Here is a 26,973-nt window from a genome sequence, read left to right as displayed (position 1 = left end):
GCTCCCGAGCCCGCCCCCGCGCCGGAGCCCGCTCCCGATCAGCAAAACCCGCCGGGTTGACCCGCGGCATGTGGATCGGCTGGCTTGAGTTCGACGTTTTGCTCGGCGACGTTCGATCCCTCAAACAGAAGCGATCGGTCGTTCGCCCGGTTGTCGCCGAGTTGCAGCGCAAGTTCAGCGTCTCGGCGGCCGAGACGGGTTCCCACGAGCTGTACCGGCGAGCGGGCATCGGCGTCGCCACGGTCTCTGGCGACCGGGGCCACGCCGTCGACGTCCTGGACGCGGCCGAACGGTTGGTGGCCGCGCATCCCGAGTTCGAGTTGCTGTCGGTGCGGCGCTCCCTGGTGCGCAGCGAGGATCTCGTCTAGATCGCCTAGCCAAACGGTGGTCGACCCGCCGCGCCCGGCCACGCCGCGCTTGGATAGATCGCCTAGCCGTCGCGGCCTTCGCGCTTGCGACCCAATGGCACCGGAGCGACAACGCCCGGCGCGAGCCGTCTCGTGAAGATCAGGAAGGCCGTGTGTCCCCGCATCGAATGCTGCGGCCGCACAGCCAGACCCACGACGTTCCAACCGCGTTGCAATGTCTCCCAGGAACGCGGCTCTGTCCAGCACTGCTGCGCCCGTAGCGCCTCGACCGCGCGCGACAGCTGGGTGACGGTGGCTACATAGATGATCAGCACGCCGCCGGGGATCAACAGGCGCGCGACCGACTCCAGCACCTCCCACGGCGCGAGCATGTCGAGCACGGCACGGTCGAAGGAGCCGTCCGGCAATTGGGAGTCGGCGACGTCGCTGATGATCAGTTGCCAGTTGTCGGGTGCGCGACCACCGTGGAATACCGACACGTTGCGTTCCGCGTGCTCGGCGTGGTCGGCGCGTTGTTCGTAGGAGGTCACCCGCCCTTCGGGTCCGACCGCGCGCAGCAGCGAACAGGTCAGCGCGCCGGAGCCGGCGCCGGCCTCCAGCACCCGCGCGCCCGGAAAAATGTCGCCTTCGTGCACGATCTGCGCGGCGTCCTTGGGGTAGGTCACCTGGGGTCCGCGGGGCATCGACATGACGTAGTCGATCAGCAAGGGCCGCATCGCCAAATACACGGCGTTGTTGGTGGACTTGATCACGCTGCCCGGCTCCAGCCCGATCAGCGCGTCGTGCGCAATCGACCCACGATGCGTGTGGAACTCGGCGCCCGCGGTGAGCACCACCGTGTAATGGCGACCCTTCGCGTCGGTGAGCTGGACACGCTCGCCCTCGGTGAACGGGCCGGTTACGGACACGCGGTCCAGCGTGCCAGCCGACTCGCCGCCGCGGGTGTTGGGGGTTGTCGGCGCCCAGTCCTAGGCTGCCGACATGATGGTCCAGCCGGAGGCACCGGGGTCGGCGGAGCGCCCAGCGGGGCAGGTGTACCGCCCGGCCCTGTCGCCCTCGCGTGCCGCCGACTTCAAGCAGTGCCCGCTGCTATACCGGTTCCGGGCCATCGACCGGTTGCCCGAGGCGCAGTCGACCGCGCAGATGCGCGGATCCCTGGTCCACGCCGCCCTGCAGCATCTTTACGGCCTGCCCGCGGAGGAGCGCGGCCGCGACACCGCAATGTCACTGGTAGAGCCGGCGTGGGAACAGATCGTCGCCGCGACACCCGGGGTGACCGCCGAGCTGGATCCGGCGCAGCGCACCCAGCTGCTGGTCGAGGCGCAGGCGCTGCTGGCCGGGTATTACCAGCTCGAGGACCCCACCCGTTTCAACCCGGAGTGCTGTGAGCAGCGGGTGGAGGTAGAACTCGCCGACGGCACGCTGCTGCGTGGCTTCATCGACCGGATCGATGTCGCCGCCACCGGCGAGCTTCGTGTGGTCGACTACAAGACCGGCAAGGCACCGCCGGAAGCACGAGCCCTGGCCGAATTCAAGGCCATGTTCCAGATGAAGTTCTATGCGGTGGCGCTGCTGCGGTCGCGAGGTGTGCAGCCCACCCGGCTGCGGCTCATCTATCTGGCCGACGGCCAGGTGCTGGACTACACGCCGGACCACGACGAGCTGCTGCGGTTCGAGAAGACGCTGATGGCGATCTGGCGGGCGATCCAATCCGCCGGTCAGACGGGAGATTTCCGTCCCACCAAGTCGCCGTTGTGCGACTGGTGTCCCCATCAGCAGCACTGCCCGCTGTTCGGCGGAACCCCACCGCCGTACCCGGGGTGGCCGGAATCGCTTGGCGCACAGACTGTTTCGTGCCCGACGGAACCGGCGGCCTAGTCGGCGGGCCCCTAGTCGAGCGGCGAGAGCTCTTGCAGCATCGTGGGAATCAGCTCGCTGACCGTGGGATGGATGTGCATGGTCCGCGACAGCGTGGTGTAGGGAGTTTTGGCCGACATCACGTCCAAAATGCCGTGGATAGCCTCGTCGCCGCCGACCCCGAGGATCGCCGCCCCCAGGATCTCCTGGGTTTCGGCATCCACCACGACTTTCATGAAGCCTTGTGTCTCACCCTTTTCCACCGCCCGGCCCACTCTGGTCATCGGCCGCTTGCCGACCAGTGCTTTGCGCCCGGACGAGCGCACCTGATCGACGGTCATGCCGGCACGGCCCAGCGGCGGATCGATGTAGAGCGCGTAGGTGGTGATGCGATCGCTCACCCGGCGCGGGTCGTCGTCCAGCAGGTTGGCGGCGACGATCTCGAAGTCGTTGTAGGAGGTGTGGGTGAACGCGCCCCTCCCGTTGCAGTCACCCATCGCCCAGATGTGATCGACGCTGGTCTTGAGCCGGTCGTCGACCACGATGTAGCCGCGGGCGTCGGTCTGCACCCCGGCGGCTTCCAGGCCCAGGTCGTCGGTGTTGGGTTGCCGGCCCACCGCCAGCAACAAATGGCTTCCTTCGACGGCGGAGGCACCCTCGCGAGGAGTCAATTCGAACCCGTTGCCGGTCTTGGTTATTCGGACATCGTCGGCGCCGACGATGATATCGATGCCTTCGGCACGAAGGATGCCTTCCACGGAGGCCGCGACATCCTCGTCTTCGCGCGACGCCAATCGCGGTCCCCGTTCGACGACGGTCACCCGGGCCCCAAACCGCCGGTACATTTGCGCAAACTCCAGCGCTATGTAACTGCCGCCGACTATGACGAGATGTGTTGGCACCGTGTCGAGTTCGAGAACCGACACGTTGGTCAGGAAGTCGACGCCGGACAGGCCCGGGATGTCGGGCACCACGGCACGCCCGCCGACATTGAGGAAGATCCGGTCCGCGCGCAGCACCTCATCACCGACCCGCAGCGTGTGCGGATCCTGAAAGACGGCGTGACCGCGAAACACGGTGCAGCCGTTCATGCCCTCGAGCCAATCCTCGACGCCCTTGCGGTCGCCGAGCATGATCTCGTCCTTGCGGGCCTTGACCTTCGCCATGTCGACGCTGACCGGACCCGTGCCGACGCCGTATTCGGCGCCGCGGCGCGCTAGGTGCGCGGCATGCGCGGAGGCCACCAGGGTCTTCGTTGGGATGCACCCGGTGTTGACGCAGGTGCCGCCGATCAGCTTGCGCTCCACCACCGCGACGCGCTGCCCGGCTGCGGTCAGCCGGCCTGCCAACGGCGGGCCGGCCTGGCCGGCGCCAACGATGATCGCGTCGAAATGTTCCGTCACTTAACCGCAGTCAGCAGGTACTCGGTCAGCACGTGACCCGTCGCCGCAAGGATGGCGAACCCGCCCACGATCGCGACGGCGTCCTCCAGCAGCGCGATCGGCAGGTCCCTGCCGCCCGTCCTGGCGACCAGCCGTTTGCGCGCCTGGTAACCGCCGAGGGTCCCCAGCACCGCACCGATGACGCCGGCGCCGAGCGCGGTGAATGTCCAGTGCGGCCAGGCGCCAAGGGCCGCGCCCGCAAGCCCACCCGTGATGATCCGGGCCGCGAAGATCGGTGCCGCGGTACGCGCCGGCGTCTTGGGCAGCTTGTCGTTGACCAGTTCGCCCACGGCAAGAACGGTGAAGACGATGACCGTGATGATGCTGGCCATCCAACCCGCCCACGTGCCGTGCAGATCGACCCAGCCGATGAAGGCAGCCCAGGCCACGACGGCGGGCGCCGTCAGCGACCGCAGCCCGGCCACGACGCCAATCAGTAAAGCCAGCAAGACAAGAAGTGCGTGTGTCACGGAAGACCTTCCTGGGAGACGAACACCGGCGACGAATGCGGGGACGACCCACACGCCAACCCGGGCTGTCCCCCGAGGCGGACGCTAACACAACCGCGGCTTGTGCACCGCGTGCGCAAATCAGAACCTGCAAAACCTGATGTCGGACGCCAGGATCGCCTTGGCGCCGATGGCGGCCAACTCGTCCATGATCTCGTTGATGCCCCGACGCGGCACCAGCGCGCGGATGGCGATCCAGTCCGGGTCGGCCAGGGGCGCAATGGTGGGCGACTCCAGCCCCGGCGTGATCGCTGTGGCCTTGTCCTGCACAGAACGGGGACAGTCGTAATCGAGCATCAGGTATTGCTGGCCGAACACCACGCCCTGGATCCGCGCCACCAATTGATCGCGCGCAGTCTGCGTCCCGGACTTGCTGGCGTGGTCGCTCTCGATCAGCACCGCTTCGGAATCGCACAGCGGATCGCCGAAGGCGACGAGGTTGTGCAGGCTCAGCGTGCGTCCGGAACCCACCACGTCGGCGATCGCGTCGGCGACGCCGAGTTGTATCGAGATCTCCACCGCACCGTCGAGCCTGATGACGGTTGCCTCAATACCGCGCCCGGCCAAGTCTTTTCGGACCAGATGCGGGTACGCTGTGGCGATTCGTCTGCCGGCCAGATCGGCGATCTTCCAGTCGCGCCCCGCCGGTGCGGCGTAGCGAAAGCTCGAGGAGCCGAACCCCAGCGCCAACCGTTCGCGCACCGGTGCGTCGGAATCGGCCACCAGGTCCCGGCCGGTGATGCCGAAATCCAGCTCTCCTGAACCCACATAGATGGCAATGTCTTTCGGCCGCAGGAAGAAGAACTCAACCTGGTTGGCCGGATCGATGACGGTGAGGTCTTTGGAATCGGTCCGGCGCCGGTAGCCCGCCTCCGCAAGAATCTCGCTGGCCGGTTCGCTCAGCGTGCCCTTGTTGGGCACCGCAACCCGCAACATGGTCACAGCTTCCGATACACGTCGTCGAGGGTCAGCCCGCGCGCCACCATCAACACCTGCGTCCAGTAGAGCAACTGGCTGATCTCCTCGGCCAGCGCGTCATCGGATTCGTGTTCGGCGGCCAGCCACACTTCGCCGGCTTCTTCGAGGATCTTTTTGCCCAGCCCGTGGACGCCACCGTCGAGTGCGGCGACCGTCGCGCTGCCGGCCGGCCGGGTACGGGCACGCTCACCCAGTTCGGCGAACAGATCCTCGAAGGTCTTCACGGCCAGCGATTGTTTCACGCGGTGACGAGCAAAGTCACGGCGGTTTAGCCCCGGCAGGCTTTCGAGCCGCTTTGTCCGTCGAATCCGGCGAGCGTGATCCGCAGCGCTTCCTCCAACTGCTCGTGGAAAGGTGGGCTCTCGGCCATGTCCGAGGTCAACCATCCATCGAGGACGAATTGCACCGTGGCCAAACTGGTATGGACCATCAGCGCGGGCCGAATATCAACCGTCGCATCGACGTTCATCCGGTAAGCGACCTGCTCGATCAGCGTGCCGTGGTCGGTTTCGCTCACCAACACGGATTTGGTCAACAAGTGCGGCGCCGTCGCGACAGCGAGGCGCCAGGTATCGAGGTTGTCAACCCCGCTGACATCCATGGCGCGCGTGACGAACAGCTGGATCAACGCTTCAACCGGGGACTCGTGGGGCGGCCTGGCGTTGTAAGCGCCCACGATCTCGGAGGCCGCCTCCCGGACCGGATCGACCAGCAAGCCCTCCTTGGTGGGCGCGTACCGAAAATACGTGCTGATGGAGATCCCGGCGGCCGAAGCGATGTCCTCCGTCGTCACCGCCTCGAAACCGCGCTCGGCGAACAGCTGGTGCGCTGTTTGTTGGATGTGGGAAAGCAGCTCAGCGCGGCGTCGGTCCCGCAACGATATGTTTGCTGAGGGCATGCCACCACCTTCGTCAATTCGACAGCCGAGCGCCAGGCGGCCGTCAGGTGATCACCTGAGATGAGTGACTCTACACTATTGAAAGTCCCTATCAAGTAGGCTAGTGTGATGCGGCACACACATGTGAGCTGCGGAGTCCCGACACTTGTTGACACTATTTTAATAAGGATAGCGTCCAACGGTGCGCAGAGGCCTCCGCTCGGCACTCACGGCTTAGGGGTGGGGAAGAGCGCCGATGGACGCGGTAGCTGGCACGCGATGACCTGCACGATGAGTTTGCTGCACGGACCGCAGGTCGCGCCGCTATGACGACGACACAACTTGATGGTGTTACCGCCATCAGGGGCTGGTCCGTCGGGTACGTCAAGCGTCACCCGGTCGCCTCGCTGACGACGGTAGGTGAACAGTTCGTCCTGGGTGTGCGAACCGCTCAATATTTCTTCTACGACCTGGCGACAGGGCGATTCCAGTGGCAGGAGTTCGTCCGGCAGGGCGCGTTCATGGCCGGCACCGCCGTGTTGCCGACGATTCTGGTGTCGCTGCCGATCAGCGTCACGCTGTCGATCCAGTTCGCGTTGCTGGCCGGCCAGGTCGGTGCCACGTCGCTGGCCGGGGCGGCCAGCGGACTCGCGGTGATCCGGCAGGGGGCATCGCTGGTGGCCGCGGTCCTCATGGCATCGGCCGTCGGGTCGGCGATCACCGCCGACCTGGGTTCGCGGACCATGCGCGAAGAGACCGACGCGATGGAGGTGATGGGCGTTTCGGTGATCCGCCGCCTGGTTGTCCCCCGCTTCGCCGCGGCGGTGATGATCGGCGTGGCCCTCACCGGGGTCGTGTGCTTCGCCGGGTTCTTCGCGAGCTACATGTTCAACGTGTATTTCCAAAATGGGGCGCCGGGCAGCTTCGTGTCGACGTTCGCGTCGTTCGCGACCACAGGCGACATGATCTTGGCGCTGATCAAAGCCATCGTGTTCGGCGCCATCGTAGCGGTCGTCGCGAGCCAGAAAGGCTTGTCCACCGAGGGCGGACCGACCGGCGTCGCGAACTCCGTGAATGCCGCTGTGGTCGAGGCGATCCTGCTATTGATGATCGTCAACGTCGCCATCAGCCAGCTCTACATCATGTTGTCGCCCAGGACGGGACTGTGACGTGACGGCTTCCGCTTATCGGCCTTTCGCACCGATCTCGATGCCGCTCGTCCGGCTCTACCGCCGGGGCAAGGTGCCGATCATCCGGCTCGGCCACCTGCTCGTCTTCTTCGTCCGGGCGCTGGTCGCCGTCCCACTCGCCTTGCGTCAGTACAGCGCCGAATTCCTGCGGCTGTTGTCGAACATCACCTGGGGCAACGGCTCGATCGTGGTGGGCGGCGGAACCGCCGGCGTGGCCGTCGTGCTCGGCATGACCGTCGGCGCCCTCGTCGGCATCGAGGGCTACAACTTCCTGAACCTGCTCGGGCTCGGACCCGCCACCGGATTCGTCTCGTCGCTGGTCAACACCCGCGAGCTGGCTCCACTGATGGCGTCGCTCGCGTTCGCCATGCAGGGTGGCTGCCGCTTCACCGCGCAGTTGGGATCCATGCGCATCGCCGAGGAGATCGACGCGATGGAATCGATTGCCATCCGCCCGATCCCTTATCTGGTGACCACCCGGCTGATCGCTTCGGTGGTGGCGATCGTTCCGCTCTACGCCGCGTGCCTGGCGATCGGCTACCTGAGCACACAGATCGTGGTCGGTATCGGCAGCGGCGGCTCGACCGGTTCCTACCTGCACTACTTCACGCTGATGCTGGCGGGCCAGGACATCATCTATTCCTTGATCAAGGCCGTCATCTTCGTGTGGATCGCCTCCACGATCCAGTGTTACTACGGGTATTACGCCAGCGGCGGGCCCGAAGGCGTCGGGGTCGCCGCTGGCCACGGTATGCGGGCCAGCATCACCGTCGTGATCATCGTGAACATGCTGCTCACCATGGCGCTGTGGGGCGTCGACTCCGGCGCAAGGTTCGGCGGCTAGGCCGGTGGAACATGCCCAATTCCTTTGAGCTGGACGGTCGCGGCCCCTCCGACCGGCAGCTGTTCGGCATCGGCATTGCGGTGGTGGTGGTCAGCGTCCTGGTCACCACCGCGATGTTGGTCAAATCCACTGGCAGACTGAACGATTACGTGCGGGTGGTAGCCGATCTGGTCAACGTCGGCGATGGCCTTCCGCAGAAGTCCGACGTCAAATACCACGGCGTGCTCGTGGGAATGGTTGATGGCGTCGTCCCTGCGGCGCACGGCAAGCCCAACTACGTCCACATCGACCTCAAAAAGGAATACGCCAAGTCGATTCCGGCCGCCGTGACCGCACGCGTGGTGCCCAGCAACGTTTTCGCCGTGTCGTCGGTCCAACTGGTGGGCAACGGCCCCGGCGCGAACATTCGCGCCGGCGCCCACATTTTGGAGGACAAGCGGATGCCGACCGTTCTGTTCCAGACGACCGTCAGCAAGCTGCGTGATCTGCTCGCCGCCGCGGGACGCGGCCGCGACGACCGGTCGGTCGGGATCCTGGCCGCCCTGGGCGCCGCCACCGACCACCGCCGCGTCACCCTGCTGAACGCCGGTGCGCAACTGAATCGCGCTCTCGACCAACTCAATTCGATTGTCAGCACCGACGCCGGACCATCGACGGTGTCGGCGCTGCTCGACGCGACGACTGGGCTCGCGCAGACCGCACCCGATCTCCTCGACGCATTGCATCAGGCCGTCGAGCCGATGCGGACCTTCGCCGAGACCCGCGGGCAGTTGGCCTCGCTGCTGTCGGGCGCCGACTACACCGTCGGCACGACCCGCCAATCCTTCGACAATCACATCGATCAGCTGATCAAGATCACCACGGATTTCACGCCGGTGCTCGGCATCTTGGCGCAGAAGTCGAACAACTTCGTGCCCGCCATCGCCAAGCTGGACAACCTGGCCAACCAGTTCATGCAACAGGTGTGGAACCCGCGCACGAACCTGGGCAATATGCGCGCGATGCTGACCTTCACGCCCAGTTCCACCTACACGCGCGCCGACTGTCCCCATTACGGCGAGCTCAAGGCACCCAGTTGCTTTACCGCACCGCTGATTCCGGTGCGGCCCGATCTGCCCGAGGTGCTGCTGCCCCAGAACTATCAGCCGCCCAAGGACCTGGCTCCGCCGCCCGGCACCGTGATCGGCCCGGATGGGAACCTCGTCGCGGTGGGTCCGCCGTTGATCAACCCGACCCCGAACTTGACCGATCCCAATCCGCCGCTGGCCCCGGGGATTACGCCGTCGCCACCAGTTCCCGGCAGCGCGAATCCCGACAACCCCAGGCCCGGTGCGCCGGCGACACCACAAGAGCACGAGCCCTGGGTCGCGCCGGTGGCGCCCAAGGCGCCCTGGATTCCGCAGGCCGCTTTCGGGGGCAACGTGGGCCCCGTGGGGAGTCAGTACGAACGAAACATGCTCGGTGTGATCACCGGCGCCCCCGCGACCGAAGCCACCGAGCTGCTGCTGGGTCCGGTTGCCCGCGGAACCACGGTGTCACTGACTCATCCGCCCGGGGAGGCCAACTGACATGTCCATGAGGTTTCGGGGCCCCCTCATCGCGCTGACCCTGTTCATGATCGTCTCGTTGACGCTGACCTGGCTGGTGTATGTGAGCCTGCGCCGTGACGTGGCCGGAAACACCGCCAGGTATTCGGCGGTGTTCACCGACGTGTATGGGCTTCGCGAAGGCGACGACGTCCGCGTAGCCGGGGTTCGCGTGGGCCGCGTCGAAAAGGTGGAACTCGACGGGAAATTGGCGAAGGTCTCGTTCGTCGTGCAGTCCGAACAGCGGCTGTTCGGAAACACGCTCGCGTCGGTTACCTATCAGAACATCGTCGGGCAGCGCTACCTCGGACTGTCGATCGGCAAGGAAGGCAGTCCGCAACTGCTTCCGCCCGGTAGCACGATCCCGCCGGAACGCACCGAGCCATCTTTCGACGTGACCACCCTGCTCAACGGCTACGAACCGTTGTTCAGCCTGCTGAACCCGCATGATGCGGACAACCTCACCAAGGGCATCATCCAGTCGTTGCAGGGCGACACCTCGTCGCTCACCACGCTGGTCGGCCAGACCTCCACGCTCACACAGACTTTCGCGGGCCGCGATCAGGCCCTCGGCAGCGTGATCACCAATCTCAACAAGGTGGTCGGCAACCTGGCCCAGCAGAACGACAATCTCGACGGGGTCATCACGCAGACGCGCAGCGTGGTCGGCGAGCTCGACCGGCGGCGTCCGGACCTGGTCGCATCGGTGGGTTCACTGGCCCGGGTGACCGACCGGCTGTCGGCGTCGGCGACGGACGTGTATCCGGCACTGCGTGAATTCATCGATCGTCAGCCCGGTGTCACCAAACACATCATGGACGTCGAGCCGCAGGTCGCGTTCTTCGGCGACAACATCCCGCTGCTACTCAAAGGCCTTACCCGGGTCGGTAATCAGGGCGCCTACGGCAATGCCTACGTGTGCGACGTGAACTTCATGGGGTTCTTCCCCGGACTCAACGACGTGGTGCCGATCATCATCAATGCTGCCACGCCGGGTAACAGGGCCTGGCACACCCCGAGGTGCAGGAGCACGGTCGATGGCTGACGCGTCGATACGGCAACGGCTTTCGGGGATGACGAAGCGTCCGCTGGAAAGCTACAACAAGACCTGGCTCGGGTTCATCGCCGTGGCCGTGGTCGCGGTGGTGATCTCGGTCATGCTGCTGGTGCATGCGATCGGCGCCGGCTATCGGCACTACACCGCCGAATTCCTCCAAGCGGCCTCGCTGCGTGCCGGCAACCCGATCGTGGTCGCGGGCATCCCGGTGGGCAATGTCACCAGCATGAAACTCGTCGGCGACCATGTCGAGGCGGGCCTGAAGGTCCGCGACGACATCAAGCTGGGCAAGGATTCCCGAGCGCAGATCAGGGTCACCACCATCCTGGGTTCGCGCTATTTGGCGCTGCAACCCGGCGGCCCGGCTCGCCTGCCCCACGACACCTTCGACCTGGCGCACACCGAGGTGCCCTACGACCTACAGGCCGCACTGCAGGACGCGACCACCACTTTCGAGCAGGTGGACTCGGACCGGTTCGCGCAGTCGCTGGCGGTGCTCGGCAAGCAACTCGAGGGCCTGCCCGCCGTTGTGCCGCAGGCGATCACGAACATCAACACACTGTCGTCGATCATCGCGGTACGACGCGACCAGTTGGGACAGCTGCTCCGCAGCACCGAGCAGGTGACCAACACGCTGCGGCGCCAGCAAGCCGGCATCGGCGCTCTAGTGGATCAGGGGCAAGACCTGTTGGGCCAATTCGTCGCCCGGCGCGCCGTTTTCCACGCGATGATGCAGTCCTTGTCGAGCCTGGTCGACACCATGAGCCAGGTCGTGGTCAACGATCGCTCGGGTTTGGACGCGTTGATCAAAGACGTGCGCGACTTCACCAACCTGATGTCTCAACACGACGACCTGCTGCACAGCATGCTGCAGACCAGCCCGATCTTTTTCCGCGAAGCCGCAAACCTCACCGGTGACGGCAACGCGATCAACTTCAACGCCCCCAACGTCCCGCTGATCGACTCCTGGATGTGCGCAATCAGTGGGCGCGGCAAGCAGTTCGGCATGATCCAGTACTTCAAGGACTGCAAGTGAAGGGGCTGGGCGCCAGGGCGCTGGTCGTCGTCGCCGTGGTCGCTGTCATCGCCGCGGCGGTCGGTATCGGCTGCTGGACCCTGAGCTCCGACGAGGACACGATCACCCTGACCGCCCAATTCGACAGCGCCTCGGGCCTTTACGAGGGTAACGAGGTGGCGGTGTTGGGTATGCCGGTGGGGAAGATCACCAAGATCAACGCCAAGGGGGGCTACGTCGAAGTCGAGTTCACCGTCGACCGGCACGTCAAAGTGCCCGCCACCGCACAGGCCGTCACGGTGTCGACCTCCATCCTCACCGACCGCCAGATCGAGCTCACGCCCCCCTATCACGGCGGACCGACCCTGGAGAACCATGACACCATCGGGCTGCCCCGGACCAAAACGCCCGTCGAATTCAGCAGTGTGCTCAACGTTTTGGACAAGGTGACCAAATCGCTCGAGGGTGACGGCCACGGCGGCGGGCCGATCGCCGACGTACTGGGCGGCGGCACCGAGGTGGTCAACGGCAACGGCGAGAAGATCAAGGCGGCGCTGGGTGAGCTGTCCGAGGCGCTGCGGCTGTCCAGCGACGGCGGCGGGGCGACCCGCGAGCAGATCACCACCATCGTCAAAAACATCAGCACGCTGTTCGACGCCGTGGCCGCCAATGACACGAAGTTGCGCGAATTCGCCTCCACCATCCACCAAGTCAGTCAGGTCATGGCCGACGAGGACCTAGGCAGCGGCAGCACCGGACACAAACTCGACCGGCTGATACAGCGGGCCGGCGACCTCCTCGACGAAAACCGCGACAGCATCAAGAAGACCGTGCTCCACGGCAACGACACGCTGAAGACGGTAATCGACCAGCGGCGCGACCTGGCCGAGCTGCTGGATCTGGCTCCGTTGGTGGCCGACAACGCCTACAACATGATTGACCGGGCGAACGGCAGTGTGCGGGCCCGCTTCCTCACGGATCGGTTGCTCTTCGACAGCCAGTACACCAAAGAGATCTGCAATCTGATGGGCCTTCGGCAACTGGGCTGCAGCACGGGGACCATCCAGGACTTCGGCCCCGATTTCGGGCTGACGTATGTGCTCGACGGTATGGCCGCCATGGGGCAGAAGTGATGACGACGGGCGCGCGGGGCATATTGACCGCGGTCACCGCGGCGATGGTCACCGCGGGTTGCGCGACGAACGGCCTTGCCAGCCTGCCCCTTCCGGCCCCGGGGTTGGGCTCGGGAGGATATTCGCTGAACGCGGTCTTCTCCAACGCGCTGAATCTGCCGATGAACGCCAAGGTTAAACTCGCCGGCGCCGACGTCGGTCAGCTCGAATCGATGGTCGCGCGCAACTACACCGCCGTCACCCGGCTGCGCATCCGCGAAGGCGTGCAACTGCCGCGGGGCAGCACCGCCGAATTGCGGACCGCGACACCACTGGGCGACGTGTTCGTCGCCCTCAAGCCACCGGCCGATGATCCCGCGGACACACCGCTGCTGCGCGACGGCGACACCATCGGCCTGGATTCGACCGCGGCCGCCGCGACCGTCGAGTCGGTGCTGAGCTCGGCGGCGATTCTGGTGAACGGCGGGGCGATTCGCAATTTCACCAACATCATCAACGGTTTCGGCAAGGCGACCGGCGACGAGGGCCAGGCGTTCGGAGACATGATCCGCAAGTCCAACGAGCTGCTGGGGACGTTGGACGCCCGGTCCGATCAGATCTCACACGCGCTGACCCAACTGTCAAACCTGGCCGACCAACTCGACAACAAGAACCAGACCATCAGCGATCTGGTGGTGGCCGCCAGCCCGGCCACTTCGGCCCTGGCCGACAACACAAGTCAGCTCTCCAATCTGGCCGTACAGGTGGGTGACACCTCCCGATTACTGGCGAGGTTCCCCTCTATCGGCGGCACCGACACCAGCGGCCGCAGCATGATCCGCGACCTGAACACGATCGCCGAGGCCGCCAACGACGTTGCGATGAGCCCGGATACCAGCTGGCTGTCGATCAACCGGCTGGTCCCCGCGCTGGTTAAATCGACTGCGGGCAACTCGATTTCGGTAAATGTCGGCGTGGACAAGATCATGCTCGGGTCGCTGCCCGATATCGGATTTCCCGGTGACATCGGCCTGCACGGACCGCACCACTACAACGTCAACCTGCTCGTCGGCACCCTCAAGTACACCCTGTGGCGGCTGCAGGAACGCGTGGTCGGCCGGGGGCCCAATTCACCACAGGTTCCGGTCATCCCGGACCCGAACATCCCCGGCCAAATCGACATTGCCCCCGGGCCAGCGCCGGCTCCGGCCCCACCGCCGGCCGGGCGACCGCCAGGACCGCAGCCATGATGCGCGCCGTCGCCAACCCCGCCAATGTCATTGTCCGCGCGGTGCGCACGGGTCACCGGCAACAGGTTTGGCTCTCGGTGGCCGGCTTGGTGCTCATCCTGGTCGTGGCGACCGCCTATCTGCTCATCGGCGCGCTGCGGGTGAAGCCCTTCGCCTCTTCCTACCGGGTCACCGTGCAGTTGACGGAATCGGGCGGCCTGCTGCCCAATCAGGACGTCGCACTGCGCGGAGTGCGCATCGGCCGCGTCGAGTCGCTGCAGATCACCGACAACGGGGTGAACGCGGTCGCCAGCATCACGTCCAATGTGCGGATCCCGGCGAACAGCGTCGTGCACGTGTCGGCGCTCTCGCCGGCAGGAGAGCAGTTCATCAACTTCGAAGCCGCGTCCGACGCCGGGCCGTATCTGCACGACGGCAGCCGCATCGCCCTGGACCACACGACCGTCCCGGTCAGCCTGGCGCAGTTGCTCGGTGACGCCGACGGGTTGCTGGCTCAGGTCGACCCGCACAAGATCGAGTTGATCAAGAAGGAATTGAGTCTGAGCAAGGATGGTCCGGCGAAGCTGACCGCCATCGTCGACGGCGGCACGTTCCTGCTCTCGACCCTGGATTCGGTGCTGCCCCAAACCACCAGCATCATCAAGACCAGCCGCGTCGTGCTCACCCTGGCCAGCGACAAGAACGCCGGATTGGGCGCCACCGCAACCGAACTCAATCGAACGCTGACCGGTGTCGCCCGAATGCAAGCCGGGTACCGTCGGCTGACGGGGCAGACGCCGCGCACCCTTTCGGCCGTCGACAATCTGTTCGCGGACAATTCCGACACCATGGTGCAGTTGCTGGGCAGCATGGCCACCATGTCGCACCTGTTCTATCTGCGGGTGCCGGCGCTCAACGCGCTGTTCCCCGACTACCGCGGGTCGGTATTGGACGCGGTGACGAGCGCGTTTCACGACGGCGGGGTCTGGGCGACGGCCGACCTCTACCCCCGCTACGTGTGCGACTACGGGACGCCGTCGCACGCGCCGTCCGCCGCCGACTACTACGAGCCGTTTATGTACACCTACTGCCGCGACGACGACCCGGCCGTCTCGATCCGCGGAGCCAAGAACGCGCCGCGCCCGGGCGGCGACGACACCGCCGGTCCGCCGCCGGGCGCGAACCTCGGCCAGCGAACCGACCCGACCCCCCGGGGCCGCTACACAATTCCCACCCCCTACGGCGGTCCGCAGCTGCCGATCGAACCGCCGCACTGAGCATCGGGCCCATCCACCTTTAGGAGATGATCGTGGTCGTGACCACCAAGAAGAACCCGAAAACCGAAACGGAATCCGGCGCCGACACACCGGGAGTTGCGGAAGCCGAGGAGGCGCGCGCCGACGAATCCGCCGGAGCCCCCGAGGATTCGGCCGAGGAAGTGACCCAGGACGAGGGCGACGAGCAGGCCGAAGACGAGGAGGCCGAAGACGAGCAGGATGAAGAGGCCGGGCTCCTCAAACGCAAGAGTCCCAGGGCTCAGCGGGCTAAGCGCCCCTGGCGCCAGTACCTGCGTCGCAGCGCGCTGCCGGCGTTACTCGTTGCCTCACTTGCCGTTTCGGGTTACTTCGGGTGGCGGCAATGGCAGGACCACCAGGTTACGGCTGCGGGTGAACAGGCCCAGCAGGCGGCCATCGCCTACGCACAGGTGCTGACGAGCATCGACTCGAACAAGGTCGACGACAACTTCAAGCAGGTGCTCGACGGCGCTACCGGCGAATTCAAGGACATGTACACCCAGTCCAGCGTGAAACTCCGGCAGCTGTTGATCGACAACAAGGCGACAGCCCACGGGGTGGTGGTGGACTCGGCGATTCAGTCCGAATCCACCGACAGGGTCGTCGTGCTGCTCTTCATCGACCAGACCGTCACCAACACGGCCGCACCCGACCCGCGCATCGACCGCAGCAGGATCAAGATGACCATGGAGAAGGTCGACGGTCGCTGGCGCGCGAGCAAAGTCCAACTCCTCTGAGCCGAGCGGAACCTTCTCATGCTGAAGCGACTGTCAGCCGCCTTCGTATTGTTAACGGCCGCAACCATTTTCGGCACCGCGACCACGCACGCGTCCGCGCCGTCATTCTGCGGCGAGCTCGGCGGTAATTGGGACGGCCAGTACTGCCACACCGCGGTGACCTCGGAACGCAACGCCGTGCGCGACATCAAGGTCGCCGTGCCCGACGATCTGGTCGACAATCCGACCACCGGCCCGGTGATCCGGGACTATCTGCGCACCTTGGTCAACAACTGGAAGACCGCCAACGTCAGCATGGCGGCCGACAGCTACGGCGAGGAGAACTTCGAAGTCTTCCGGCACGGCAACCTGCTCAGTGCGGTATTCCACGAGGATTATCACGCCGACGGACCCAAACCCAACAACGCCTACCGGACCTTCACCTTTGACATGGCGGCGGGCAGACGGGTGCAGCTCGCCGATCTGACGACGTCGAACCCGCTGACCGCCATCCCGCCGCTGGCCGCGCCCTTTATCGATACGGCGCTCAATCAGGCTCCGCCACCGCATGATCCGGGCACCTACCCGTTCATCCTCGACCGTTGGACCCCCGACAAGGTCTACTCGGGCGCGTACAAGGCGTGGGCGCTGACACCCGACGAGTTGATCATCTACATGCCCGACTACCCGGTCGGCCACGACGAGCCGATCAACTTCTCCCCCGGCCTGCCGCAGTGGTTCATGGACGGCGGCACGGTGCAGGCGCACATCCCGCTGTCGGCGCTGAGCCCGGTGCTGCGCGTTTGAGCGGGTTTGTGATCGCGCAGTGCTTGCGGGGCAATGCCGTTGGATGATGGCTCTGCCGCTCACGGCGATTCGGTGTAAGCCAACGCCGGGTGGGTACCTTGCAGAAGTGCGCCGACATTTTCGCTGTGTGAGCACCTCCCGTGCTTGCGATGCCAACCATTCACAGATTCAACTCACCGTGCCGCCATCGCGAACACTGTGATGGCGACACCGAGACGGGTGCCCGACGACCTGCGCCAACTGGCCAAGGCCCATGGGGTGGCGACCTCCTACCGCAACGAACGACGCGAACCGGTCGAGGTCGATGCCGACGTCGTCGTCCGAGTACTCGCGTTGCTCGAGATCGATGCCGGCACAGATGCCGACCGGCGCCGCGAGTTGGCACGGTTAGCCGAGCGCGACCGCGCGGGAGCTTTGGCGCCGACGGTCGCTACACGGGTCGACGGCCGGCCGCGACCGTTTCCCGGGGCGACCGCATTGGTCGGCGAGGACGGTAGCCAGACCGATGTACGCGACGAACTGCCCGGCGATTTGTCGCCAGGCTGGTACCGGCTGCACACCAAGGTTGGCCAGGAAGTCACCCTGGTAGCGGCTCCGCCACGGGTGCCCCAAACTCCAATCACCTGGGGATGGATGCTGCAGCTGTACGCGCTGCGCTCGGGTCGCTCGTGGGGCATCGGCGATCTCGGGGACTTGCGGGAATTCATCGAATGGACCGCAACCGACCACGGAGCGGGCGCGATATTGCTCAACCCGCTGAATGCGCCGGGACCGACACACCCAGTGCAGCCCTCGCCCTACACCCCGTCCAGCCGACGATTTGCCAACCCGCTGGCACTGCGCATCGAGGACCTCGAAGCTTATCGTCGAGCCGACCCGGCAACCCGCGCCGAAGTTGACGCACTGCGTGTCTCACCCGGCACGAAGCGGCTCGACCATGATCTCGTCTGGGCGGCCAAGCGCTCGGCGCTGGAGTTGCTGTGGCGCGCCGAGAACCGGCCTTGCCCATTGGATGAGTCACCCGCCTTCACGGCATTGCGGGACTGGGCTACATACTGCGCGCTGGCCGAGCGATACGGCGGCCGCTGGCCGCAATGGCCCGAATCGCTGCACACGGTCGACGGGCCGGGCGTCACCGCGGCTCGCCGAGAGCTGGCGCCCCGGATCGCCTTTCATGCTTGGGTACAGCAATGCTGCGCCGAACAGCTCCGCGAGGTACGCAACGCCGCGCGAAGAAATGGCATGGCGCTGGGCGTCTTGCACGACCTACCGGTCGGGGTCGACTCGGACGGCGCCGACGCCTGGGCCCTGGCGGACATGCTGGCCACCGGAGTTCACGTCGGTGCCCCGCCCGACAATTTCACCCCACGCGGCCAGGACTGGGGGTTACCGCCTTGGCGGCCGGACCGGCTCGCCGCCACCGGATACACCGCACTGCGAGAAATGTTGCGCGCCATACTCGTTCACGCCGACGGCCTACGGATTGACCACGTCGCGGGCTTGTGGCGGCTGTGGTGGATACCGCCAGGCGACTCCGCTGACCGGGGCACCTACGTCCATTACGACGCCGACGTCATGCTTGCCGCGCTCGCGCTGGAAGCGCAGCGAGCCGGGGCGACCGTGGTGGGCGAGGACCTGGGCACTGTCGAGCCGGAAGTCACGGAAGCATTGGGCGACAACGGAATGCTGGGTTGCGCGGTCTCCTGGTTCACCCGCGACGAGTCCGTGGCCGAGCAACCGTTGCTGCCCTCGTCGCGGTGGCCCCAGCGCGCGGCCGCGAGCCTGTCCACACACGACCTGCCCACTGCGGCCGGCTTTTTGCGCGGCGAACACGTGCGGGTGCGCGCGGAGCTCGGCCTGCTCGATGATGTGCCGGCCGAACAAGCGTCAGCCGAGAAGGAAAAGGCCGAGTGGCTGGCCTTGCTGCGTTCGGAAGGGTTGCTGCCGGCCGACCCGGACGACCCGGACGATAACGAGGTCATCGTCGCGATGCACCGCTTCCTGGCCGCGACCCCGAGCAGGTTGAAGCTGATCTCGCCCTACGACATCGTCGCCGAGCCGCGACAACCGAATTTGCCTGGGACCATTGACGAATACCCCAATTGGCGTTTGCCGCTCCCTGAGACGGTCGAGCAGCTGCGCGACGATCCACGAGTCGCCGAGATCGCCGCCATATTTCAGGCCGCCGCCGGGGGCTGACCCGCGGTACGGGTCAGTTGGCCTGCCCGCGACGCAAGTCGATCGATATCACATCGGCAACGTGCTCGCTGTGCATCACCTGACCGTCGTCCCCGGTGGACGCGCGGCTGCTGCTGGCCGTGAAATGGACGCTCGCCACCAGATCGCTGTAGTCCCAGGCTAAGTCGCTGAGTTCACGCCTGCTGCGGTCAAGGGCGGTGCCCAGCGCTCCAACGATGCGCCGAACGTGCAGAACCGTGGCATTGCCGGCCTCGACGGCGATGTCGGCAATGCGATTCAACTCTCGCCCCAGCATGAGCGTCCCTCCCCCTGGCTCGGCACGATCAGGTCAGTCCTCGGGGTTGTAGCCAAGGTTGGGCGCGAGCCAGCGCTCGGCTTCGGCCAGGGTCCACCCCTTGCGCCTCGCGTAGTCGGCGACCTGGTCCTGGGCCATCCGGCCGACCACGAAGTACTGCGACTGCGGGTGCGAGAAATACCAGCCGCTGACCGCCGCACCGGGCCACATCGCCATCGATTCGGTCAGCTCGATGCCGGTCCGCGCCCGGACGTCCATCAACTCCCAGAGCGTCACCTTCTCGGTGTGTTCCGGGCAGGCCGGGTAGCCGGGGGCAGGGCGGATTCCCCGGTACTTCTCCTCGATGAGTGCCTCGTTATCCAGCTGCTCGTCCGGCTGGAATCCCCAGAACTCCTTGCGGACTCGCTGATGCATCCGTTCGGCGAAGGCCTCCGCGAGCCGGTCGGCGACCGACTCCAGCAGGATCGCGCTGTAGTCGTCGAGGGCCGCCTTGAACTCCGCGATCTTCTCCTGGCTGCCGAGCCCGGCGGTGACCGCGAAGCCGCCCACGTAGTCGGCCAGACCGGTGTCCTTGGGCGCGATGTAGTCGCCCAGCGACCGGTTCGGGATGCCCTCCCGGTGCTCGCCCTGCTGGCGCAGGTGGTGCAGCGTGGTCAGCACCTCGGTGCGGGTGTCGTCGGTGTACACCTCGATGTCTTCACTACCGGAGCCGACCGCGTTCGCCGGAAAGAACCCGATCACCCCGTTGGCCGTCAGCCACTTCTCTTTGATCAGGGTGTCGAGCATCTGCTGTGCGTCGTCGTAGAGCTTGCGGGCGGCCTCACCCGAGGACGGGTTGTTGAGGATGTCGGGGAAGCGGCCCTTCATCTCCCAGGCGTTGAAGAACGGCTGCCAGTCGATGTACTCGCGCAACTCGGCGAGGTCGTAGTCGAGGAACTCCCGCACACCGAGACCCTGGGCCGGCACCGGCGGCGTGTAGCCGTCCCAGTCGATCGGCGTCCGGTTCGCGCGGGCCATCTGGAGCGTCAGCATCGGCCGCTCGTTCTTCTGCGAGTGCCGTTCGCGCAGGGACGCATAGTCCTTCTCGGTCGCCTCCAGCAGGGCCGGCCGTTGCTTGTCGTCGAGCAGCGCGGCGGCGACGGGCACCGAGCGGGACGCGTCCTTGACCCAAACCACCGGACCGCTGCGACGCGGCGATATCTTCACGGCCGTGTGGGCGCGCGAGGTGGTCGCGCCACCGATCAACAGCGGGATCTCCAGGCCCTCGCGCTCCATCTCGACGGCGAAGTTGGCCATCTCGTCCAGCGACGGCGTGATCAGGCCGGACAGCCCGATGATGTCGGCGTCGTGCTCCTTCGCCGCGTCCAGGATCTTCTGAGCGGGCACCATCACGCCGAGGTCGATCACCTCAAAGTTGTTGCACTGCAAGACGACCCCCACGATGTTCTTGCCGATGTCGTGGACGTCGCCCTTCACCGTCGCCATCACGATGGTGCCGTTGGTGTCCTTCTTCACAGCCTCCCCGGGCAGCGGCGCCGCCTTCTCCGCCTCGATGAACGGCAGCAGGTACGCCACGGCCTTCTTCATCACCCGCGCCGACTTCACCACCTGGGGCAGGAACATCTTGCCGGAGCCAAAGAGGTCGCCGACGACGTTCATCCCGTCCATCAGCGGACCCTCGATCACCTCGATCGGCCGACCACCCGCGGCGGCGATCTCGGCCCGCAGCTCCTCGGTGTCAGTCTCGACGTCGGCGTCGATGCCCTTGACCAGAGCGTGGGTGATCCGCTCGCGGACCGGCAGGGATCGCCACTCGGCGGCCTTCGGGTCCTCGGCCTTTTCCGACTTGTTGTACCGCTCGGCGATTTCCAGCAGCCGTTCGGCCGCATCCTCGCGTCGGTTCAGGACGACGTCCTCGATGCGGTCCCGCAGCTCGGAGTCGATCGAGTCGTAGGGCACCAGCGCGCCGGCGTTGACGATGCCCATGTCCAGCCCGGCCTTGATGGCGTGGAACAGGAACACCGCGTGGATCGCCTCACGGACGGGGTTGTTGCCCCGGAACGAGAACGACACGTTGGAGATGCCGCCGGAGATGTGCACGCCGGGAAGGTTTTCCTTGATCCAGGCGCAGGCCTCGATGAAGTCGATGCCGTACGTCGCGTGCTCCTCGATGCCGGTCGCCAGCGCAAAGCAGTTCGGGTCGAAGATGATGTCCTCGGGCGGGAAGCCGACCTCTTCGGTCAGGATCCGGTAGGCACGCCCGCAGATCTGTTTGCGGCGCTCCAGGTTGTCGGCCTGACCCTGTTCGTCGAAGGCCATCACGACGACGGCCGCGCCGTACTTGCGGCACAGCCGTGCCTCGCGGATGAACTTCTCCTCGCCCTCCTTCATGGAGATCGAGTTGACGATCGGCTTGCCCTGCACGTTCTTCAGGCCCGCCTCGATGACCTCCCACTTGGAGGAGTCGATCATCACCGGGACGCGGCTGATGTCCGGCTCTGCCGCGATCAACTTGGTGAATCGGTCCATCGCGGCGACGCCGTCGATCATGCCCTCGTCCATGTTGATGTCGATGACCTGCGCACCGACCTCGACCTGCTGCAGGGCGACCGACAGCGCGGTGTCGTAGTCCTCGGCCTTGATCAGATTCCGGAACCGGGCGGAGCCGGTGATGTTGGTGCGCTCACCGATGTTCACGAACAATGAGTCGTCGGTGATGTTGAGAGGCTCCAGCCCGGAAAGCCGGGTAGCCACCGGGATTTCCGGCACGTCGCGCGGCGGTTTGCCCTCGACGACCTTGGCGATCTCGGCGATGTGCGGCGGCGCCGTTCCGCAGCAACCGCCGACCAGGTTGACCAGGCCGGCCTCGGCGAAGTCGGCGATGTAGGAGGCCTGCCGCTCCGGGGACTCGTCGTATTCGCCGAAGGCGTTGGGCAGGCCGGCGTTCGGGTAGCAGGAGACGAAGGTGTCCGCGATCCGCGACACCTCGGCGATGTAGGGCCGCATCTCCGGCGCGCCCAGGGCACAGTTGAGGCCCACCGCGATCGGCTTGGCGTGCCTGATGGAGTTCCAGAACGCCTCGGTGACCTGGCCGGACAACGTGCGGCCGGAGGCATCGGTGATGGTGCCCGAGATGATCAGCGGCCAGCGGCGGCCGCGGTCCTCGAACAGCGTCTCGACGGCGAACACCGCCGCCTTGGCGTTCAGCGAGTCAAAGATCGTCTCGATGATGAGCAGGTCGGCACCGCCGTCCACCAGGCCGTTCGCGGCTTCGAGGTAGGCGGCCACCAGTTGGTCGTAGGAGACGTTGCGGGCCCCGGGGTCATTGACGTCCGGCGAGATCGACGCGGTGCGCGTCGTCGGCCCGATTGCGCCGGCGACGTAGCGGGGCTTTTCCGGGGTGCTGAACCCGTCAGCCGCCTTGCGGGCCAGGGCGGCGCCTGCGTAGTTCAGCTCGTAACTGAGGTCCGCCATGTCGTAGTCGGAGAGCGAGATCGCGTTCGCGTTGAACGTGTTGGTCTCCAGGATGTCGGCGCCCGCCTCCAGGTACTCGCGGTGGATGCCCTCGATGATTTGCGGCTGCGTCAGGTTGAGCAGGTCGTTGTTGCCCTGAAGAGCCGTCGGCCACTCGGTGAACCGGTCGCCGCGGTAGCCTGCCTCGTCCGGCCGGTCCCGCTGGATCGCCGTGCCCATCGCGCCGTCGATCACCATGATCCGCCGGCGCAGCGCCGCCGTCAGCTCATCGGTGCAGTCGGCGCGGATGCTCGGCGCGAATGTCTTCGACGCCGAGCTATTCGACTCAGAGGCGTTCACGCACGTTCCTTCCGTAGCGGAAGGCGTCCTTGACTCTGCCGAGCGTGGCGGATACCGGCAGGGAACCGGAACCGTTGCAACGCCTCTCGACCAGAGAAGTCTACGTCGTCACCCGATCGACTTCTGGACGCCCAACTCATCGCCGCGATCGACAGTTCGCGAAGACCAGCGGCGAGGTACTTACCAAGGTTAACCAGTTTGCAGCCAAGCGCATTTCGTCTTGACTCCGTTGACGCCGGTGGTGGACGTCGTCCGCGGTCAAACCGGCAGCCCGTAGCTGGGTACCCATCGCGTCGTCGCCGACCACCACCCGCCGCGCCAGGGTGTGGCAGATGGCCGCGTCGTCGCGGTGTTCGTCAGCGGCAGTCACGCCATAAGCATAGTCGTCCTATGTAAAGTCCCGGTGAGCGTCAATCGGCCGACAATCCACGGCCACCACGCCCCGAACATCGGGCCGTGAGGCCGTACGCTGATTCTGTGACTCCGCCCGACGGCCCCCCCTTCGGCAAAGCCGCGCTGCCCGAACTGCACCAGACCGTCGTCGTGGCCGCGTTCGAGGGCTGGAACGACGCCGGTGACGCGGCCAGCGACGCGCTGGAACACCTCGAGGCCATCTGGGAAGCCGACCCGATTTTGGAGATCGACGACGAGGCGTACTACGACTACCAGGTGAATCGCCCGGTGATCCGGCAGGTGGACGGGGTGACCCGCGAGCTGGTGTGGCCGGCCATGCGGATCTCGCACTGCCGGCCCCCGGGCAGCGACCGCGACGTCGTCCTGATGCATGGGGTGGAACCCAACATGCGCTGGCGCACCTTCTGCTCGGAGCTGGTGGCCATCGCCGACAAGCTCAACGTGGACACCGTAGTGATCCTGGGCGCCCTGCTGGCCGACACCCCGCACACCCGGCCGGTCCCGGTGTCGGGCGCCGCCTACTCCCCCGAGTCCGCGAAACGCTTCGGCCTCGAGGAAAGCCGTTACGAAGGCCCGACCGGCATCGCCGGGGTGTTTCAGGACTCCTGCGTGGCCGCCGGGATTCCCGCGGTGACGTTTTGGGCGGCGGTGCCGCACTACGTCTCACAGCCGCCGAACCCGAAGGCGACGGTGGCCCTGCTGCGCCGTGTCGAAGACGTGCTCGACATCGAGGTGCCGCTGGCCGACCTGCCAACGGACGCCGAGGACTGGGAGCAGGCGGTCACCGAGATGACCGCCGAGGACGAGGACCTCGCCGAGTACGTGCTGTCGCTCGAGCAACGCGGCGACGCCGAGGTCGACATGAACGACGCCCTGGGCAAGATCGACGGCGACGCGCTGGCGGCCGAGTTCGAGCGTTATCTGCGCCGCCGTCGCCCGGGCTTCGGTCGCTAAGCGCAGCCTCTTCATCCGGTAGCCACCCGTCCCGGGCTGGGCGGACGACCACGATTGGACGTTTCATGGCCGCGTTGCCTGGTGACGGCAACCCAAATCCTGTCGCCGGCGCAGACCCTGTAGCCGGCGAGGTCGGCGAGGACGCCGGTTACCGCAAGGGACTCAAGGCCCGGCAAGTGCAGATGATCGGCATCGGCGGCGCGATCGGCTCCGGGCTGTTCCTGGGCGCGGGCGGCCGGCTGGCCAAGGGCGGACCCGGGATGTTCCTGGTCTACGCCGTGTGCGGCGTTTTTGTCTTCCTCATCCTGCGAGCGCTGGGCGAATTGGTCCTGCACCGTCCGTCTTCCGGCTCATTCGTGTCCTACTCCCGCGAATTCTTCGGCGAGAAGGCCGCCTACGCCATCGGCTGGATGTATTTCCTCGGCTGGTCGATGACGGCCATCGTCGACACCACCGCGATCGCCACCTATCTGCGTCGATGGACGACCTTCGAATCGATCCCCCAGTGGGTGCTGGCCCTGCTCGCCCTCGTCGTCGTGCTGTCGATGAACCTGATCTCGGTGGAGTGGTTCGGTGAGCTGGAATTCTGGGCGGCGCTGGTCAAGGTTCTCGCGCTAGTCGCCTTCCTGGTCGTCGGGATCGTCTTTCTGGTGGGCCGCTACCGGATCGACGGTCACAGCACCGGGCCGAGTCTGTGGACCGGCCACGGCGGACTGTTCCCCTCCGGCGTGCTAGCGGTGCTGCTGACCACCTCCGGCGTGGTGTTCGCCTATGCCGCAATCGAATTGGTGGGGACGGCCGCCGGGGAGACCGCCGAGCCGGAGAAGGTGATGCCGCGCGCCATCAATTCGGTGATCGCGCGCATCGCGATCTTTTACGTCGGGTCGGTGGGGCTGCTCGCGCTGCTGCTGCCGTACACGTCCTACAAGGCCACCGAAAGTCCTTTTGTCACCTTCTTTTCCAAGATCGGCTTCCAGGGCGCCGGCGACCTGATGAACGTGGTGGTCCTCACCGCCGCTTTGTCCAGCCTTAACGCGGGGCTGTATTCCACCGGGCGCATCATGCGCTCGATGGCGTTCAGCGGCAGCGGGCCCAGATTTGCGACCCGGATGTCCAAGAACGGGGTGCCTTATGTAGGTATCGCCATGGCCGCCGCCATCTGCTTGCTCGGCATCGCGCTGAACGCCGTCAACCCCGGCCAGGCCTTCGAGATCGTGCTCAACATCGTCGCGCCGGGCATCATCGCGTGCTGGGCGACCATCGTGCTGTGTCAGCTGCGGTTCTACCGGCTGGCCAGGGCCGGGCTCGTCCAACGGCCACGATTCCGCATGCCATGGGCGCCGTATTCGGGGTATCTCACCCTGGCGTTTTTGGCCGGTGTGCTGGTGATGATGGCCTTCGACAAGGAGACCGGCCCCTGGACCATCGCGACCGTGGTGGTCGTCATCCCGGCGCTGAGCGCCGGATGGTTCCTGGTGCGCAACCGGGTGGCCGCCGTCGCGTCGGAACGCGGGGCCCAGACCCGCTAGGACGTGCCGAGGTCGCGGTTGTAGGCGCTGGTGGAGCGGCCCAGCGCGGCGACCTGGGCGTCCAGCTGAGGCAACAATTCGGCGGTGGGCTTGTGCAGGGGCAGCTCACCCACCCGGCTGGACAGCACCGGCTTCACCCAACGGAACAGCGCCACCCAGCGCGGGCAGTAGACGCGGGTGCGACGGCGCGCAATGCCCTTGACGAAAGCGGCCGCGCACTTGTCGACCGTCGTCGTCTTGTTCAGCGGCCACGGCAAGCTGGCCAACAACTGGCTGAACGCCGGCAGGTCGGACTGGGTGTCACGGACCAGGGCGGTGTCGATCCAGGACATGTGCGCCGAGCCGACCGTGACGCCCCGCCCCGCCACCTCCAGCCGCAGGGCGTTGGCCAGCAGCTCGACGCCCGCCTTGGAGGCGTTGTACGGCGCCAGACCTGGGCAGGCCGTGTAGGCGGCCAGTGAAGAGACGATGAGCACGTAACCGCGGCGCTCGATCAGCGCCGGCAAAGTGGCACGCACGGTGTGAAAGACGCCCAGCACGTTGATGTCGAGCACCCGTCGGAATGCGTCGGAGTCGACCTGCAGCACCGAGCCATAGCTGGCGATGCCGGCGTTGGCCACCACCACGTCGATGCCCCCGAAACGCTCGACGGCGCGGGCGGCGGCGGCTTCCATCGCGGACAGATCACGCACATCGGCGACGGCCGTCAGCACCCGTTCCTCGCCCAGCTCGGCGGCAACCGACTTCAAATCGGTTTCGTTGAGATCGGTCAGCACAAGTTTGGCGCCCTTGGCGCACAGTCGGCGAGCGGTCTCGGCCCCGATCCCCCGCGCGCCGCCGGTAATGAAGACGACTTGATCCTGCAGCGATTGCATGTTCGCCAACGT

The 26,973-nt window shown here is 66.1% G+C and carries 25 protein-coding genes; 15 read left to right on the top strand and 10 right to left on the bottom strand.

Annotated elements, in window-relative coordinates:
* Positions 1-68: 68 nt before the first annotated feature.
* A complete protein-coding gene (locus tag A5753_RS17385) occupies positions 69-368 on the top strand; it encodes a DUF503 domain-containing protein (protein ID WP_067130697.1) in 300 nt (99 codons plus the stop codon).
* 62 nt (positions 369-430) lie between these two features.
* On the opposite strand, the gene trmI is transcribed toward A5753_RS17385, so the two are convergent.
* Positions 431-1,276: a tRNA (adenine(58)-N(1))-methyltransferase TrmI gene (gene trmI, locus A5753_RS17380; protein ID WP_067130694.1), complete on the bottom strand. Its 846-nt coding sequence runs from the start codon at positions 1,274-1,276 to the stop codon at positions 431-433.
* Positions 1,277-1,349: 73 nt separating this feature from the next.
* Here trmI and A5753_RS17375 point away from each other — a divergent pair, with 73 nt between their 5' ends.
* Positions 1,350-2,246 (top strand): RecB family exonuclease, encoded by an 897-nt coding sequence (locus A5753_RS17375; protein ID WP_067130691.1) that lies wholly within the window; start codon positions 1,350-1,352, stop codon positions 2,244-2,246.
* Between the two features lie 11 nt (positions 2,247-2,257).
* Here A5753_RS17375 and A5753_RS17370 read toward each other — a convergent pair whose 3' ends face one another.
* The 5 genes from A5753_RS17370 to A5753_RS17350 form a co-directional block, all read right to left on the bottom strand.
* Complete coding sequence (locus A5753_RS17370) at positions 2,258-3,628, bottom strand: FAD-containing oxidoreductase (RefSeq protein WP_067130688.1); 1,371 nt, start codon at positions 3,626-3,628, stop codon at positions 2,258-2,260.
* Positions 3,625-4,137 (bottom strand): DUF4126 domain-containing protein, encoded by a 513-nt coding sequence (locus A5753_RS17365; RefSeq protein WP_067130685.1) that lies wholly within the window; start codon positions 4,135-4,137, stop codon positions 3,625-3,627. Before A5753_RS17365 ends, A5753_RS17370 begins: the two co-directional genes overlap by 4 nt.
* Before the next feature lie 120 nt (positions 4,138-4,257).
* Positions 4,258-5,112 carry an ATP phosphoribosyltransferase gene (hisG, locus tag A5753_RS17360; RefSeq protein ID WP_067130727.1) on the bottom strand — a complete coding sequence of 285 codons (855 nt, stop codon included), beginning with the start codon at positions 5,110-5,112 and terminating at the stop codon, positions 4,258-4,260.
* Between the two features lie 2 nt (positions 5,113-5,114).
* Entirely contained in the window at positions 5,115-5,396 is a 282-nt protein-coding gene (locus A5753_RS17355; protein WP_065056338.1) for a phosphoribosyl-ATP diphosphatase, read from the bottom strand.
* Between the two features lie 26 nt (positions 5,397-5,422).
* Positions 5,423-6,052, bottom strand: a complete 630-nt coding sequence (locus tag A5753_RS17350; RefSeq protein WP_067130683.1) for a TetR family transcriptional regulator — start codon at positions 6,050-6,052, stop codon at positions 5,423-5,425.
* A 305-nt stretch (positions 6,053-6,357) separates the two neighbouring features.
* Between A5753_RS17350 and A5753_RS17345 the strand changes: the two genes are divergently transcribed.
* The 11 genes from A5753_RS17345 to malQ all read left to right on the top strand — a co-directional run bounded on the left by A5753_RS17345 (position 6,358) and on the right by malQ (position 19,081).
* Positions 6,358-7,200 carry an ABC transporter permease gene (locus A5753_RS17345; protein WP_067130680.1) on the top strand — a complete coding sequence of 281 codons (843 nt, stop codon included), beginning with the start codon at positions 6,358-6,360 and terminating at the stop codon, positions 7,198-7,200.
* Between the two features lies 1 nt (position 7,201).
* Complete coding sequence (locus A5753_RS17340) at positions 7,202-8,065, top strand: ABC transporter permease (RefSeq protein ID WP_067130677.1); 864 nt, start codon at positions 7,202-7,204, stop codon at positions 8,063-8,065.
* Positions 8,066-8,076: 11 nt separating this feature from the next.
* Positions 8,077-9,633, top strand: coding sequence for an MlaD family protein (locus A5753_RS17335; protein WP_067130674.1), 1,557 nt, complete (start codon positions 8,077-8,079; stop codon positions 9,631-9,633).
* Between the two features lie 7 nt (positions 9,634-9,640).
* Complete coding sequence (locus A5753_RS17330; RefSeq protein WP_067130721.1) at positions 9,641-10,696, top strand: MlaD family protein; 1,056 nt, start codon at positions 9,641-9,643, stop codon at positions 10,694-10,696.
* Positions 10,689-11,744 (top strand): MCE family protein, encoded by a 1,056-nt coding sequence (locus tag A5753_RS17325; RefSeq protein ID WP_067130672.1) that lies wholly within the window; start codon positions 10,689-10,691, stop codon positions 11,742-11,744. Before A5753_RS17330 ends, A5753_RS17325 begins: the two co-directional genes overlap by 8 nt.
* Positions 11,735-12,856, top strand: coding sequence for an MCE family protein (locus tag A5753_RS17320; protein ID WP_067130723.1), 1,122 nt, complete (start codon positions 11,735-11,737; stop codon positions 12,854-12,856). The genes A5753_RS17325 and A5753_RS17320 overlap by 10 nt, the downstream gene beginning before the upstream one ends.
* Positions 12,853-14,085, top strand: coding sequence for an MCE family protein (locus tag A5753_RS17315; protein WP_197694727.1), 1,233 nt, complete (start codon positions 12,853-12,855; stop codon positions 14,083-14,085). The genes A5753_RS17320 and A5753_RS17315 overlap by 4 nt, the downstream gene beginning before the upstream one ends.
* Positions 14,082-15,341 carry an MlaD family protein gene (locus A5753_RS17310; RefSeq protein WP_067130668.1) on the top strand — a complete coding sequence of 420 codons (1,260 nt, stop codon included), beginning with the start codon at positions 14,082-14,084 and terminating at the stop codon, positions 15,339-15,341. Before A5753_RS17315 ends, A5753_RS17310 begins: the two co-directional genes overlap by 4 nt.
* A gap of 26 nt (positions 15,342-15,367) precedes the next feature.
* A complete protein-coding gene (locus tag A5753_RS17305) occupies positions 15,368-16,096 on the top strand; it encodes a tetratricopeptide repeat protein (protein ID WP_067130665.1) in 729 nt (242 codons plus the stop codon).
* Positions 16,097-16,114: 18 nt separating this feature from the next.
* Positions 16,115-16,882, top strand: a complete 768-nt coding sequence (locus A5753_RS17300) for a mannan-binding family protein (RefSeq protein ID WP_067130663.1) — start codon at positions 16,115-16,117, stop codon at positions 16,880-16,882.
* 201 nt (positions 16,883-17,083) lie between these two features.
* Entirely contained in the window at positions 17,084-19,081 is a 1,998-nt protein-coding gene (malQ, locus tag A5753_RS17295) for a 4-alpha-glucanotransferase (protein ID WP_067130661.1), read from the top strand.
* A 13-nt stretch (positions 19,082-19,094) separates the two neighbouring features.
* Here malQ and A5753_RS17290 read toward each other — a convergent pair whose 3' ends face one another.
* From A5753_RS17290 to A5753_RS24420, 3 genes are all read right to left on the bottom strand, one after another.
* Positions 19,095-19,376 carry a hypothetical protein gene (locus A5753_RS17290; protein ID WP_067130659.1) on the bottom strand — a complete coding sequence of 94 codons (282 nt, stop codon included), beginning with the start codon at positions 19,374-19,376 and terminating at the stop codon, positions 19,095-19,097.
* 33 nt (positions 19,377-19,409) lie between these two features.
* Positions 19,410-23,189, bottom strand: a complete 3,780-nt coding sequence (metH, locus tag A5753_RS17285; RefSeq protein ID WP_067130657.1) for a methionine synthase — start codon at positions 23,187-23,189, stop codon at positions 19,410-19,412.
* Between the two features lie 136 nt (positions 23,190-23,325).
* Positions 23,326-23,559, bottom strand: a complete 234-nt coding sequence (locus A5753_RS24420) for a hypothetical protein (RefSeq protein ID WP_156656147.1) — start codon at positions 23,557-23,559, stop codon at positions 23,326-23,328.
* 107 nt (positions 23,560-23,666) lie between these two features.
* Between A5753_RS24420 and A5753_RS17280 the strand changes: the two genes are divergently transcribed.
* Positions 23,667-24,557, top strand: coding sequence for a PAC2 family protein (locus A5753_RS17280; RefSeq protein WP_197694726.1), 891 nt, complete (start codon positions 23,667-23,669; stop codon positions 24,555-24,557).
* 65 nt (positions 24,558-24,622) lie between these two features.
* Complete coding sequence (locus tag A5753_RS17275) at positions 24,623-26,086, top strand: amino acid permease (RefSeq protein WP_067130655.1); 1,464 nt, start codon at positions 24,623-24,625, stop codon at positions 26,084-26,086.
* Here the strand turns inward: A5753_RS17275 and A5753_RS17270 are convergent.
* Positions 26,083-26,961: an SDR family oxidoreductase gene (locus A5753_RS17270; RefSeq protein ID WP_067130653.1), complete on the bottom strand. Its 879-nt coding sequence runs from the start codon at positions 26,959-26,961 to the stop codon at positions 26,083-26,085. The two genes, A5753_RS17275 and A5753_RS17270, sit on opposite strands and share 4 nt — an antisense overlap.
* Positions 26,962-26,973 lie beyond the last annotated feature (12 nt).

Source organism: Mycobacterium sp. 852002-51971_SCH5477799-a, assembly GCF_001667145.1.
Lineage (GTDB): Bacteria > Actinomycetota > Actinomycetes > Mycobacteriales > Mycobacteriaceae > Mycobacterium.
This window is presented reverse-complemented; position numbering and strand designations above follow the sequence as displayed.

Coding starts and splice junctions, on each gene's coding strand:
- A5753_RS17335 (WP_067130674.1), top strand. CDS start 8,077: ATGCCCAATTCCTTTGAGCTGGACGGTCGCGGCCCCTCCGACCGGCAG.
- A5753_RS17375 (WP_067130691.1), top strand. CDS start 1,350: ATGATGGTCCAGCCGGAGGCACCGGGGTCGGCGGAGCGCCCAGCGGGG.
- A5753_RS17275 (WP_067130655.1), top strand. CDS start 24,623: ATGGCCGCGTTGCCTGGTGACGGCAACCCAAATCCTGTCGCCGGCGCA.
- A5753_RS17350 (WP_067130683.1), bottom strand. CDS start 6,052: ATGCCCTCAGCAAACATATCGTTGCGGGACCGACGCCGCGCTGAGCTG.
- A5753_RS17300 (WP_067130663.1), top strand. CDS start 16,115: ATGCTGAAGCGACTGTCAGCCGCCTTCGTATTGTTAACGGCCGCAACC.
- A5753_RS17305 (WP_067130665.1), top strand. CDS start 15,368: ATGATCGTGGTCGTGACCACCAAGAAGAACCCGAAAACCGAAACGGAA.
- A5753_RS17290 (WP_067130659.1), bottom strand. CDS start 19,376: ATGCTGGGGCGAGAGTTGAATCGCATTGCCGACATCGCCGTCGAGGCC.
- A5753_RS17270 (WP_067130653.1), bottom strand. CDS start 26,961: ATGCAATCGCTGCAGGATCAAGTCGTCTTCATTACCGGCGGCGCGCGG.
- A5753_RS17345 (WP_067130680.1), top strand. CDS start 6,358: ATGACGACGACACAACTTGATGGTGTTACCGCCATCAGGGGCTGGTCC.
- A5753_RS17330 (WP_067130721.1), top strand. CDS start 9,641: ATGAGGTTTCGGGGCCCCCTCATCGCGCTGACCCTGTTCATGATCGTC.
- malQ (WP_067130661.1), top strand. CDS start 17,084: ATGGCGACACCGAGACGGGTGCCCGACGACCTGCGCCAACTGGCCAAG.
- hisG (WP_067130727.1), bottom strand. CDS start 5,112: ATGTTGCGGGTTGCGGTGCCCAACAAGGGCACGCTGAGCGAACCGGCC.
- A5753_RS17310 (WP_067130668.1), top strand. CDS start 14,082: ATGATGCGCGCCGTCGCCAACCCCGCCAATGTCATTGTCCGCGCGGTG.
- A5753_RS17385 (WP_067130697.1), top strand. CDS start 69: ATGTGGATCGGCTGGCTTGAGTTCGACGTTTTGCTCGGCGACGTTCGA.
- A5753_RS17325 (WP_067130672.1), top strand. CDS start 10,689: ATGGCTGACGCGTCGATACGGCAACGGCTTTCGGGGATGACGAAGCGT.